The 13263-nt window shown below is 38.3% G+C and carries 13 protein-coding genes; 9 read left to right on the forward strand and 4 right to left on the reverse strand.

Annotated elements, in window-relative coordinates:
• On the forward strand, positions 1 to 852 hold the full coding sequence (locus AOC36_RS01070) for a hypothetical protein (protein ID WP_067630188.1): 852 nt from the start codon (positions 1 to 3) through the stop codon (positions 850 to 852).
• A 27-nt stretch (positions 853 to 879) separates the two neighbouring features.
• On the opposite strand, the gene AOC36_RS01075 is transcribed toward AOC36_RS01070, so the two are convergent.
• Positions 880 to 1758, reverse strand: a complete 879-nt coding sequence (locus tag AOC36_RS01075) for an RluA family pseudouridine synthase (RefSeq protein ID WP_067630191.1) — start codon at positions 1756 to 1758, stop codon at positions 880 to 882.
• A 230-nt stretch (positions 1759 to 1988) separates the two neighbouring features.
• On the opposite strand from AOC36_RS01075, the gene AOC36_RS01080 reads away from it, so the two are divergent.
• Positions 1989 to 2189: a cold-shock protein gene (locus AOC36_RS01080; protein ID WP_067630194.1), complete on the forward strand. Its 201-nt coding sequence runs from the start codon at positions 1989 to 1991 to the stop codon at positions 2187 to 2189.
• Between the two features lie 44 nt (positions 2190 to 2233).
• Here the strand turns inward: AOC36_RS01080 and AOC36_RS01085 are convergent, their stop codons facing one another.
• On the reverse strand, positions 2234 to 2692 hold the full coding sequence (locus tag AOC36_RS01085) for a hypothetical protein (protein WP_067630197.1): 459 nt from the start codon (positions 2690 to 2692) through the stop codon (positions 2234 to 2236).
• 67 nt (positions 2693 to 2759) lie between these two features.
• Between AOC36_RS01085 and AOC36_RS01090 the strand changes: the two genes are divergently transcribed.
• From AOC36_RS01090 to AOC36_RS01105, 4 genes are read left to right on the forward strand one after another with little or no spacing between them, the layout of a single operon-like run.
• A complete protein-coding gene (locus tag AOC36_RS01090) occupies positions 2760 to 3560 on the forward strand; it encodes a hypothetical protein (RefSeq protein WP_067630200.1) in 801 nt (266 codons plus the stop codon).
• A 2-nt stretch (positions 3561 to 3562) separates the two neighbouring features.
• Entirely contained in the window at positions 3563 to 3979 is a 417-nt protein-coding gene (locus AOC36_RS01095; protein WP_067630204.1) for a GNAT family N-acetyltransferase, read from the forward strand.
• Positions 3980 to 3993: 14 nt separating this feature from the next.
• Positions 3994 to 5511 carry a cardiolipin synthase gene (gene cls / locus AOC36_RS01100; protein ID WP_067630207.1) on the forward strand — a complete coding sequence of 506 codons (1518 nt, stop codon included), beginning with the start codon at positions 3994 to 3996 and terminating at the stop codon, positions 5509 to 5511.
• Between the two features lie 9 nt (positions 5512 to 5520).
• On the forward strand, positions 5521 to 6405 hold the full coding sequence (locus AOC36_RS01105) for a patatin-like phospholipase family protein (RefSeq protein WP_067630210.1): 885 nt from the start codon (positions 5521 to 5523) through the stop codon (positions 6403 to 6405).
• A 45-nt stretch (positions 6406 to 6450) separates the two neighbouring features.
• Here AOC36_RS01105 and AOC36_RS01110 read toward each other — a convergent pair whose 3' ends face one another.
• Positions 6451 to 7113 carry an RluA family pseudouridine synthase gene (locus tag AOC36_RS01110; RefSeq protein ID WP_067630213.1) on the reverse strand — a complete coding sequence of 221 codons (663 nt, stop codon included), beginning with the start codon at positions 7111 to 7113 and terminating at the stop codon, positions 6451 to 6453.
• Positions 7097 to 7948 (reverse strand): class I SAM-dependent methyltransferase, encoded by an 852-nt coding sequence (locus AOC36_RS01115; RefSeq protein ID WP_067630216.1) that lies wholly within the window; start codon positions 7946 to 7948, stop codon positions 7097 to 7099. The genes AOC36_RS01110 and AOC36_RS01115 overlap by 17 nt, the downstream gene beginning before the upstream one ends.
• Before the next feature lie 104 nt (positions 7949 to 8052).
• Between AOC36_RS01115 and AOC36_RS01120 the strand changes: the two genes are divergently transcribed.
• From AOC36_RS01120 to AOC36_RS01130, 3 genes are read left to right on the forward strand one after another with little or no spacing between them, the layout of a single operon-like run.
• Positions 8053 to 10185, forward strand: a complete 2133-nt coding sequence (locus AOC36_RS01120; RefSeq protein ID WP_067630219.1) for an ATP-dependent helicase — start codon at positions 8053 to 8055, stop codon at positions 10183 to 10185.
• Positions 10182 to 12161, forward strand: coding sequence for an NAD-dependent DNA ligase LigA (ligA, locus tag AOC36_RS01125; protein WP_067630222.1), 1980 nt, complete (start codon positions 10182 to 10184; stop codon positions 12159 to 12161). Before AOC36_RS01120 ends, ligA begins: the two co-directional genes overlap by 4 nt.
• Positions 12158 to 13258 carry a CamS family sex pheromone protein gene (locus AOC36_RS01130; protein WP_067630225.1) on the forward strand — a complete coding sequence of 367 codons (1101 nt, stop codon included), beginning with the start codon at positions 12158 to 12160 and terminating at the stop codon, positions 13256 to 13258. The genes ligA and AOC36_RS01130 overlap by 4 nt, the downstream gene beginning before the upstream one ends.
• Positions 13259 to 13263 lie beyond the last annotated feature (5 nt).

The raw sequence follows: 13263 nt of genomic DNA on the forward strand, positions 1-13263 counted from the left end.
ATGAAAAAAGGAATCTTACTTGGATTGGTTGCGCTTGTACTTGCAGGGTGTTCATCAACAGCACACCATGCAGTCATGAGCGAACCCGAAACATTATTTACATACAATGGTACAGATTATACTGAAGATTTTGTTTTCCAATCATTGATTACAAATGATACAGGAAACATTTTGATAAATGAACTTGAAGGGATTGCGATTGCGAATATGCAAGAAAAGAACCCAATTGATATTGAGGCTGCGGTTGAAGAACAGTTAGCCCTTATTAAAGAGGAATTGGGGGATAACTTTGATACGTACATGACAACCTATTATGGTTCTGTAGAAGCATACATTGAACAAATCCTAAGACCTCAAGTTTATTTACTTGAATACTTTGGCTCACAACTTCGTGAAGGTGATTTAGCGTCTGTTAAGTCTGAATATGATATGAAAACCTTGAATGTCTATCTGTTTTCTGAAGAAGCGGATGCAAATAAGGTAAAAACCATCCTCAGTGAATCAAAAAGTATTGAAACACTAGAATCTCAAATCTCACCAGAAGGTAAGACATCCGTAATCTATACAAATCAAAATACTTCGTTTGTTGATGGTATGAAGACGCAAATTGCAACACTAAAAAATGCATTTGATGTAGCAATCTATAACGATACTGATAATGAAGTGTTTTATGTGTTTGTATTGACTGACAATGAACTGTCCGACGATACGATTGTGGATACAATCTTACAACAAACTGATTTCATTGATGTGAAGATGGGGCAACTATTGATGAGTGAATATAATTTCGAAGTGTTTGATGCACGGCTGAAGGAGCAACTTAAAATAAATTCACCAGCATATGTAAAATAGTATGAAAAAAAGACCGATTGGTCTTTTTTATATACTCTTAATTTGGGATTCAGTAATCCGTGCATATCGTGTAAATTGACGTGGAATTGGTGCCACATACGTGTTCATTTTATGGGTGAACGGATTTTCAATTTTTAATCGATACGCATGCAGTGCCATACGATTAAGTGGATTGCGGGTTGCATCGTATTTACGATCCCCTAAAATCGGAGTCTTAAGGTCTTGCATGTGAACACGGATTTGATTCTTACGCCCAGTATCAATGTGAACCGCAAGTACGGTAAAGTCTTTCCCTTTTCGAATCGTACGATAATGTGTAATCGCATGTTGTCCTGAGTTTGAGGAATACATGTGCGTTGTTTTGTTTTCCTTCAGGAAGGATTCAACCGTTCCGGTATCCTGATCAAGATGTCCTTCGACAATCGCAACATACATCCGTTCCTTTACGCGATCATTCCAATTTTCTTGGTACGCTTTTTGGACCGCTTCGCTTTTCGCAAACATAACAACACCCGAAGTATTTTTATCTAAACGATGAATGACATAGATTTTATTGCGGGGATCTTTCTTCTTAACATACTGACTGACTGCTCTAAATGCAGTATTCGGTTCTTTCTTTTCTGTTGATATTGTAAGAAGCCCATAAGGTTTATCAATGACGATAATATTACGATCTTCATAGAGTAATGGGAAGGGTAAATCAAGTTGATCATTGTGTTGAACGATCTTTATGGTCTCACCTTTCGCAATGGGTTCATCAAACTGAGACACGACTGTATCGTTAACAAGGATACATTGGTGTTTTAAAAGTGACTTGATTTTAGTTCGTGAGTAATCGAGGTTTGCATTGAGCAAATAATTGAGAAGTGTATCATCATGTTTTACACTTATTAGGATTGGTTTCATAAAATTCCCCTTTCAAAGGATGAAAACGCTTAATTTTTGTATTAAATATAGATAATTATATTTGACATATAATGTCTTGAATGTTACGATTTGTAAGTAATAAGAAGATTTTGATTTCATTATGAAATTATATCGTGATACTCAAAATGTTGTGTGGAGAACTGCTGGTTTAGACTTAAGTTTTACAAATGACGCTTGAGTTCATCTTATTTCTGATAGGAGGTACTTAGATGAGCACAGGTAAAGTAAAATTCTTTAACGCTGAGAAGGGTTATGGTTTTATTACTGTTGAAGGCGGAAAAGACATTTTCGTTCATTATTCCGCAATCGACTCTGATGGATACAAAACGCTAGAAGAAGGTCAAAATGTTACATTCGATATCGTTGAAGGTCCACGTGGTGAGCAAGCAGCAAACGTTAGAGTTGCTTAATAATAATCACAAACTCATAAAAAGCAGTGTTATGCACTGCTTTTTTATCGTCCAATTGCTTGTTCAATGATCTCTGCATATTTTGAAATATAAGGAAGAGATACCGGTTCGAATTTGAATGACTTCACAAGTCCCAGTAAGTTGATCAACACAAAGAATACAGATACAATGGTCATTGCGATGATGAGCATTGAAGTGGATACAACATTCAGGACAGGGATCCAAAAGACTAGTGCAACAAGAATTCTAAAGATTGAATTCACAAGGATTGATACTAAAATAGTCGCCAGGTTTAATGCAAGACACTGTGCCGCATGATTTCGAACCAATGTATTTTTCTTTTCATAGATCAGTAACAGTAGGGTTGAAACGATAATAATCACCGTGCTTAGTCCGTTTGACTTTGATATACCCGCACTTGTAATTAAGCTAACAATCCATATTAGGCATATCGTAAGTTTAGGATCAAGATCAAGAGAGCTCTCTGATTTGTAATTGTTCATAGAATTCCTCCTTCATTTATAATATAATGAAATGGTATGAAAGTAAATATATAAACTTGGAGGTTTTATGGTTAATCAATTAGCAATGGTCGCAATGGGAGTTTCTATCGCATTGATGGTTGGACTTTCGATATTCGCATTTGTGAAATATCGTAAGAAGGGATTTGTTATATCTGCGATTTTATGGGGTATCGGTGCATTTTTCGTTTATAATGCAATCGGTAATCTTTTAAATAGTGTGCTCGTAGGTGCTATTTTTGGTACTCCAGAAGCATACACAGAATTTATCGAACAAAGTACCTTCGCAACGGGGTTTTATACCGCACTTATAGCTACCATATCATTTATGGCGACGACGATAATTATTACGTTTATTCAACATAAGCGAGGAAATGTGAATGAGGATACTGGAGAAATGACCGGCGTATTCGCGGGATTGTTCTCATGGATTAATCCGATTCAAGGGTCTTTATTCTATTTTGTGAATATGCTTATGTATAGTTTTGCGATTAATTCAGGAGAATCAATTGCGGAAGTCAGTGAAACTGTAACACAAGAACAAATTGATCGTGTTGTCCAAACGATTATCGAAACACCTGCAACAACTTACATTACATTGGCCTTAATGTATATTACCTTGCTCTTCATGTATCGCTTAGCGTTTAAACTCATCGACAAATCTTTTGCTGGGAAACAGAAAGTAGGCATCAATATTGCGATTACTGCAGTCTTGTTCTTTGTTGCCTATCTTGGGCTTCAATTCTTAACCCTCAGCAGTGTTCCACCAGTGATATCAATAATTGGTGTGATTTTACTTGCAGTTCTTGTGCTATATGTGTCTGATAAGGCTACATTCTTAAGGGTATAAGTATGATTGACGACATTACGCTCATTGATGTAAGTGATCAATATGAAGTTATGAACGTTTTTACACGCGTGTTCGATATCTATGTTGACACATTAGAAAAAGTAGTGGGGCGTTGTGAATACCGGTTTGAAGAAGGTATTGATTTAGAATATTATGGTAATGTTGGCTATGTTGTCTATATGCCTTATAGAGGACACGGATATGCTCAGAAGGCATGTATTGAACTTTTGCGAATCATAAAAAGAGATTATCCAGAAATCGATGATGTATACATTACATGTAATCCAGATAATGAAGCATCTCGAAAAACTATTTTACACTTAGGGGCAAAATATCTCTATACAGTGGATGTGAATTCGAATCACGAACTCTATGCCTTTGGGGAAAAGCAAAAAGAAATCTATCGAATAACAATATAAAGGTGAATGTATCAATGAAGAAACTACTAAAATTGCTGACGAATAAGATTTTTGTTGTGGGTCTGATTTTTATTTCCGAATTAGCACTCATACTCTTTTTTGCTGCAGATCTTTTATTTAGATATACATGGCTTTATGTTTTAATGATGTTCATCTCATTCTTTCTTGTGCTATGGCTTGTCAATAAGAATGATGATCCGATGTATGCATTAGCATGGTCCATTGTAATTTTGGTGTTCCCACCATTTGGTGCAATTATTTATCTGCTTGTTGGCGGTCGTCAGATGCCTAAGAAGTTACGTGAGAAAATTTCAGAGTCGTATCCTTATCAAGTAGATGACCAAGATGCTGATATACTCCAAGAGATTCATCAGATTGATCCCGCACTCCATACACAGGCTAACTTTGTATACAATACAGCACATTATCCAATTTATCGAAATTTGAATGCTGAGTATCTTGAAATCGGTGAACGAAAGTTCGAAAGAATGCTTGAAATCCTTGAAAAAGCAGAAAAGTTTATCTTCTTAGAATACTTCATTATTAAAGATGGATATATGTGGCAGACCACCTTGGAAGTACTTACTCGGAAAGTGAATGAAGGGGTGGATGTACGGCTTATCTACGATGACTGGGGTTGTGCACCCTTTGTTGAATTAAAGAAGCAATGTGAAGCAGCTGGGATTAAGAGTGTAATTTTTAATCCTCTAGTACCACGCCTTGCAATGCAAATGAATAACCGATCACACCGTAAAGCAGTGATTGTTGATGGACGATATGGAATTGTAGGAGGAATTAATATTGCAGATGAGTATATTAATCGTATCGTCCGATTTGGGCATTGGAAAGATACAGCTGTTCTTATTGAAGGAGAAGCTGTGTATTCATTAACTTTGATGTTTCTTCAATTCTATCGTTATTATACAGGGATTGCGGAAAACCCCGAATCATATAAATATGATTTTGGGAGAGTGCCAGAAGGAAACGGATATGTTCAACCTTTTGCAGATGCTCCAACGGATGGGATTGATGTTGGGATTGAAGCACATTTAAATCTGATTAATAACGCAAAAGAATATCTTTACATTCAAACGCCTTATTTGATTATTGGGCATGAAATGATTCAAGCACTGTGTATTGCAGCTAAAAGAGGTGTGGATGTTCGAATTTTAGTGCCACATATTCCCGATAAGAAGATTGTGTTTCAGGGGACAAAATCAAACTATGAGGTGTTATTGGAACATGGTGTTAAAATTTATGAATACACACCAGGGTTTGTTCATTCCAAAACAATGGTAAGTGATGATAAGATTAGTATTGTTGGGACAACCAATATGGACTTTAGAAGCTATTACATGCACTTTGAGTGTTCCTTGTTGTTTGTGGACACACAAGTTGTAAGTGCATGTTATGAAGACTTTATCAAGACTTTGGATGTATCGCATGAAGTTACGTATACTGAGATTAGGAGCACAGCATTTATTGTGAAACTCTTTAGAGCAACAGTGCGTATCTTTAGTGGATTATTATAGGAGTAGAATATGGCAAAAATAGGACTAGTATTAGAAGGGGGCGGAATGAGAGGTGCTTACACAGCAGGGTGTTTAGCATGGCTCATTGAAAATGGATATGAGTTTGATGTAACAATTGGGATTTCTTCAGGCGCGCTGTATGGCAGTATGTTTGTATTAGGAAAGAAAGAAACTTTACATCTCGCTTCAACAACAAAAGCAGCGGATTGGAGAAATTCAGGTTTAGGTGCTGTAATCTTTGAGCGACAAGTCGTTGGATATAACTATATGTTTGAGACAATCATCAAGGATTTAGATTATCCGCTTGAAGATATCAGCAAAATAAACGGCGAATTCTATGCAGGGGTTTATGATTTAGAACTTCAAGAAACAGTATGGAAGAATAAATATGAAATTGATGCGAAAGCACAGTATATAAAAGCAGCGTGTACCCTTCCAGTTATGGGACGCGCCGTGAAGATTAATGGTAAGAAATACATGGATGGTGGCATTACAACCATGATTCCTGTGAGTCAAAGCATTGAGCATGGGTGTGATTATCATCTTGTTGTTTCAACAAAATCTGCGGATTATGTAAGAAAACCTCAAAAAGGCATCACATATAAAGCAATGAACATTCTCTATCGTAAGTATCCAGAGTTGAATCGTTCCTTTCAAAATAGAACCAACAAATATTACGAAGAACGTGCTCAAATCGATGCACTGATTGATGAAGGAAAAGCCATCAATTTGTTTCCTTCACAAGAAATGGGTGTTGGACGTTTTGGTGGAACACTTGAACAGTATAATGCTCTATATGCATTAGCATACAAAGATTGTGAATCACGAAGAGACGCAATTGATACGCTCTATCAGCAGGCAAAAAACCGAATGAATCCCTTGCTTAATTCATAAGAACGGATGCATTCGATCAGTGTAATAATCATCGTAGATTTAAGTTTATTTCCATAGGTTAAATGGATATGAAGTGGGAAGTTCGCTGGTAAGTGTGATCTTCTCTTTTTTTGTAGGGTGCATAAACGATAGTTTATACGACCACAATGCAATTTGTTGACCGGGTTTTGAACGTGGGTTATACCGAGCATCTCCCCATAAAGGATGGTTTCTAGAGGCGCATTGAACACGTATCTGATGATGCCTTCCGGTTTCAAGTTTGATGCGAACTCGACTCAGGTTTTCCTTTTTATTATAATCACTTTCAAGCACAGTGAGTGTTGCTTGTTTTGCATTCTTTTTATCTTTATGTGTGACTTTGCTGGTGTTGGTATTTCCATCTTTAATGAGCCAATCGGTATAGGTTCCTAAAGGCATCTCACCTTCAACAATCGCAATGTATTCTTTCTCAAGGGTGCGTGTGCGCACTTGATCTGAGAGCCGGCTTGCTGCTTTTGAGGTTTTCGCAAATACCATGAGTCCGCCTACGGGACGGTCTAAGCGATGAACCAAGCCAACATAAACATTGCCGGGTTTGTTGTAGGTTTCTTTGATGTAGTCTTTCACCATTGTCAGTGTATCAAGGTGAAAAGATGCGTCTTGTTGTGAGGGTTGATTGACAGGTTTATCAATCACGATCACATGGTTATCTTCATAGTAAATTTTCATGTTTTGTCCACCGTGTTGTTTGTCCTAAAATGAGGGGTTTATCTTTAAGGGTAATGGGAACGCCAATGTGTTGGGTGTCCAAGATGCCTTTTAAGGGTTTAAAGATGCGTGATGCAATTGCATGGACTTCGCGTTTTGTGATATGCGATGAGTATGTATTGAGCACAATGAATTCTACATCTTTATCTAAAATATCATTGACTGCGTTTAAAAGCGGTTCTAAATCTTTCTTTATTTCCCAGATTTCTTTATTTGGTCCACGTCCAAATGAAGGAGGATCAAGGATAACACCATGGTAGGTTCTACCACGTCGTTTCTCACGTGCCAAGAATTTCATCACATCATCAACGATTGTGCGTATTTTTTTGTCTTCAAGTGTGTTGAGTTTAATGTTTTCTTGGGTTCGAGAAATCGCAGATTTCAAGGCGTCAATATGGACGACTTCTTCAACATTTTCCATCGCACATGCAATCGTTGCACCACCGGTATATCCAAATAGGTTTAAGATCCGAAGGGGTTTGTTTGCCCTTTGAATGGAAGCACGGATAAAATCCCAATTAACCGCTTGTTCGGGGAAAATTCCTAGATGCTTAAATTCTGTAGGTTTCAATTCCATAGCCATATCTTTATAGTGAATGGTCCATGTATCGGGTAGGTTATGGGTTTCCCATCCATGTTGCGTATGAATTCCGTTGAATTCAAACGGTGTGTTTGTCAGTGGTTGTGTCCATGAGGGTTCTTTACGTTTTAGAATATAAGGTCCAAAGCGTTCAATCTTCATGCCATCACCACAATCGATGCATTCATATTCAATCCAATCTTTTGCTAGTCTCATTTAAGGTTCTCCATCGTCTTCTTGTATCATTATAGCATGTGATATAATGCAATCTCACATCAATTGGTGGCAAGCCTTATGGTATAATAGAATCGGTGATAAAAGTGGAATATATTAACGGTCTTAATGAACAACAAAAAGAAGCGGTTTTAACGCCGTATAAACATGTGCGCGTAATTGCTGGGGCGGGAAGTGGCAAGACGCGTGTTTTAACGACGCGTATAGTACATTTGGTGAAAACTGTTGGTATAAGTCCACGTAAAATATGTGCGATTACATTTACAAACAAAGCGGCCAATGAAATGAAGGCACGCCTTCAAGATATGTTGAAGGATGAATCCGGTGTAAATACCTCTACGATTCATGCATTATGCGTGCGTATTATTCGTGAAGAGTTTGAAGCATTAGGCCTAGTGCGAAACTTTACAATTCTGGATTCTACAGACCAACAGTCCATCTTAAAAGAAGCGTACCGTCAATTTGGTTATGAGCGAAAAGCATTGAAGTATGGTCGCGTGTTGGGATATATTTCAAATAATAAAGTAGCGGGGATTTCTCCCGATCAAGCCCATGCGATGTCCTATGGGTCTTATGAAGATGGATGCATGGCCAAGGTGTATGAGTTTTATCAAACACAGCTTAAGGAAATGTTTGCGTTGGATTTTGACGATTTATTGCTGCAGGTGAATCATTTGTTTAAAACAAACGAAACAGTCAAACAACGGTGGCAACGCCGGTTTAATGTCATTTTAGTGGATGAGTTTCAAGACGTTGATCACATTCAATATAGTATTATTGACTCACTTGTGGGTGATGAGAATGAGTTATATGTCGTCGGGGATCCAGATCAAACCATCTATACATGGCGTGGTGCGAACATGGATTTTATTGTTGGTTTTAACAAGCACTATCCCGATTCCATAACGATTACGCTGAATCAAAATTATCGTTCAACACAAAAGATTTTGGATTGTGCGAATCAGTTAATTAATTGGAATACAAATCGCGTGAAAAAAGATTTAATTGCGAACTTTGAGTCGGATGAACCGGTAATCTATGGTCATCAGGATGATGAAGAAATGGAAAGTTATTGGATTGCGAAGAAAATGCGGATGCTTCATGAAGAAGGGCATTCTTATTTGGATATGGCGGTGTTATACCGTTCGAACTATTTGTCTCGAAGCATTGAAAAGACCTTGGTTAATATGGGGATTCCCTATGTTGTGTATGGTGGACTCCGATTCTATGATCGTGCTGAGATTAAAGATATGATGAGTTACTTACGGATGATTACCCATGGTGATGATTTAGCGCTGCGTCGCAGTATCGTAACCCCACGTCGTAAGATAGGGGAAAAAACATTGAATAAGATTGCGGATGAAGCAAAAGAAAATGGGCGTACGATGTATGAACATATGTGTTATTTGGAGGCAATTGGTGAAGCTAAGGCAAATATCGCAGGGTTTGTGCGATTGATTGAAGATTTAAGAGCGTATTATATCCTCTATCCTTCAATTGACCGTCTGATGCAACGCATTCTTGAGGACAGTGGGCTTCGCAAGATGTATGAAAAAGATGAAGAAATTGAGCGTTTAGAAAGCATTAAGGAATTGATGGGAGATGCCATCTCTTTTCAAGAATCAAACCCAAGTGCTTCGCTTGAAAGTTATGTGCAGATGGTATCGTTATATGGTGATAAAGACTCTGTACTTGAGGGTGAGTTTGTGCGTTTAATGACCGTCCATGCAGCAAAAGGACTGGAGTTTGATACTGTTTTTATTATGGGACTCAATGATGATGTATTTCCTAATCGTACCAGTGTTATTGAAGGGAAAGAGGGAATACAAGAAGAACGTCGTTTAGCGTATGTGGCAGTAACCCGTGCCAAAAAACGGTTGTTTTTATCCAGTAATCAAGGATTTAGTTATGTCATGGGACGGGGAAATCGACCGTCTCGGTTTATTAAAGAAATGGAAAATCCAAGCCTTGTCCATGAGACAAAACGGGCTGCACCACGTCAAAGCACACCTCAGTTTGAAACCCGTCAAAGTGAACTGATTACCCGTGCAAAGAACAATTATCGACCGGGTGATTTAATTGTGCATGATGAGTTTGGTGAAGGGATTGTGATTAGTATTGATGAGGATACGGTTAAAATTGCGTTTAAGTTTCCCTTTGGGACCAAGACCATATCCAGAATGTTTGCAGGGATACGATTAAAAGGAGTCTTAACATGAGTTTAGATCGACTACAAGAACTACGACAATTATTACAGCGTTACAACACAGAGTATCATGTGTTGGATGCACCCACGATATCTGATGTTGCATATGATGCATTGTATCAAGAATTGTTGGAGCTTGAAGCACAGTATCCAGAGTACTATGATCAAAACTCAATTACACAAAAAGTTGGGGGAGTTGTTTTAGATCGATTTCATAAGGTAACCCATAAGCATGCAATGTATTCTTTGGGAAATGCATTTAATGAGGAAGATTTAAGAGCTTTTGATCGACGAATTCGAAATCAGTTTCCACAGGTAAGCTATGTTGTGGAATTAAAAATAGATGGTCTGGCAATGTCCCTGGATTATGATGAGGGTCAATATGTCCAAGCCGTGACACGTGGGGATGGTTCAGTGGGTGAAGATGTAACCTCAAATGTACGGGTGATTAACTCTGTACCACTCTCACTCAATCAAACAGAAACCCTTACCTTACGTGGTGAAGTGTTTATGCCAATTGCTTCATTTACACGCGTGAATGAGCGCCGTCAAGAGGCACACGAACAAGTCTTTGCGAATCCACGCAATGCAGCGTCAGGGACCATTCGTCAGTTGGATTCAAAAGTTGTAGCTGGACGGGGCTTAGATGCATTTTGGTATACACTTGTTGATGCACAAAACTTTGGCGTAACGTCTCAATATGAAGCGCTTAAGACACTCAAGAGCCTAGGATTTAAAGTCAATCCAGAGATTCGTGTTTGTGATACGATGGATGACGTCATTGCGCGCATTCATGAAATTGAAACCTTTAGGTATGACCTTGACTATGAAATTGATGGTGTAGTGATTAAGGTGAATGAATTTGATATTCAAGAAGCCCTGGGATTCACAGTCCGTATTCCACGATTTGCGATTGCGTATAAGTTTAAAGCGCAAGAAGTTGAAAGTGTAGTGGAGGATATTTTTATTACAGTGGGTCGAACCGGGAAAATGACGCCCAATGCACGTCTTAAACCTGTCGAAATATCTGGATCAGTGGTTCAATATGCAACACTGCATAATCAGGACTATATAACACGCAAAGATATTCGCGTGCATGATACCGTACTCGTACGAAAAGCAGGGGAGATTATTCCTGAGATTGTTCAAGTGGATATCACCAAACGAACAGAAGCCTGTGTATCGTATGATTTCCCTAAAGTGTGTCCAGTATGTGGTGGGAATGCAATGCGTTTTGGTGATGAGGCAGATACTTATTGCGTGAATGCCGATTGCCCTGCGCAGATTGTGCAATCTCTCAGTCATTTTGCATCACGCGATGCGATGAACATCGATACCTTAGGAGAGCGTCGTGTTGAACAATTACACAGCGCTGGACTCATCAATACAATCCCTGAAATCTATACACTCTATGAAAAGGTAGATCGTCTTATTATTTTGGATAAAATGGGCAAGAAATCTGCAACAAAATTACTCAGTGCAATTGAAGATAGCAAATCGAATTCATTAGAAAAGTTAATTTTTGGTTTAGGAATTCGCCATGTTGGTGAAAAAACAGCACATGTTCTTGCAATGTATGCGAAAACGATGGATACACTGATGCAAGCGCGCTTTGAAGATTTAATGGAATTGAACGATATAGGTGACGTAATCGCCCAATCTGTGGTATCATTCTTTGAAGATGACCACAATCATCTGTTAATTCAAGCATTAAAGGACGCGGGTTTAAATATGGAGTACCAGGATAAAACAACGTCCAATAAATTCGCAGGTCTAAAATTTGTCTTAACTGGAACAATGGCTCAATATGATCGCAAGCAAGCCCAAGCATTGATTGAATCGATGGGTGGTAGTGTGAGTGGCAGTGTGAGCAGTAAGACAGATGTTGTAGTATATGGAGAAAGTGCGGGTTCAAAGCTTGTGAAAGCTCAAAGTCTCAATGTTGAAACATGGGATGAGGCACGATTTATCCAGGAGGTTACGTCATGAAAAAATTATTATCGATACTATTAGTTGCGGTATTACTGGTTGGGTGTTCTCAAAAAGAGAATGAAACACCAGATAATGAGCAAACACAATCAGAAGTTGTGACTAAGGTCAATGAGGGGGACTACGATATGTTGTCGCCTTTTGTTGCAAGTAGCATTCGTAAGCAACATGCGGATGTATACCGTGAAGTGGATGTTATGGAGATTGGGCGACGCTTAATTGACAAGTCCAAAGCGCATTTTAGTATTAATACCTATAAGTTATCAGAAGGATCTGTGTTAGATGAAGAACGCTATTTATCGCTGATGCAGTATAAAACAGAAGACAATCCAAACGGGTTGAATACGTTATATGAAAATGGGATTGAAGTGGATGGAAGTATTTTGAAACGCCCTGTGTTTGTAAGGGACTTATACGAAATCAATTTCCATAAAACCAATGATGCATCTCAAATTGATGGCGTAAGTATTGCGATGGTCATGGATCGTGTTTATACTACAGATGAGCAAACGGGCGCAACCGTACAATTATCCGATGATACTTTATTTGAAATTGGACGCTCTATTGGGCTTCAACTCAGTGCATATATGCGTACATTAGAGAATATGAATGATATTCCAATTTATATTGCGATTTATGTTCAAGAAAGCTTTTCAGATAAACTGCCAGATAATACCTTGCCTGGATATTATATTGGTGATGCTTTATCAACAGGAAGTACAACGACGTTTACACGAAATCATGAACAATGGATGTTACTGAGTTCTTCAAGTGCATCTGAGCTGTTCCCTGAAATCACAAGTCAATTTTCAACACTTAAAACAAAGGTATCAACGTTTATGAGTGAAGAAAATGTGGGTGTAATTGGTAAGGTGTTTGTTGTGGATAATCAGATCTTATCCCTTGATATCAGTGTAAGAACCGGTGCTAAGACCTTTACTGAGTTGTATGGTGTAAGCCAGTACTTATCTCAATTGATTGAAACTTTTGATGGCTTAAAAGTGCCAATTACAGTGAGTGTGTCTGTGTACCAGACAACGCGTGTTGTGATATCAAAACAACCGAATTCAAAACCTACAATGACGGTTTTACAATAACAGGA

The organism is Erysipelothrix larvae, from assembly GCF_001545095.1.
Taxonomy (GTDB): Bacteria; Bacillota_I; Bacilli_A; order Erysipelotrichales; family Erysipelotrichaceae; genus Erysipelothrix; species Erysipelothrix larvae.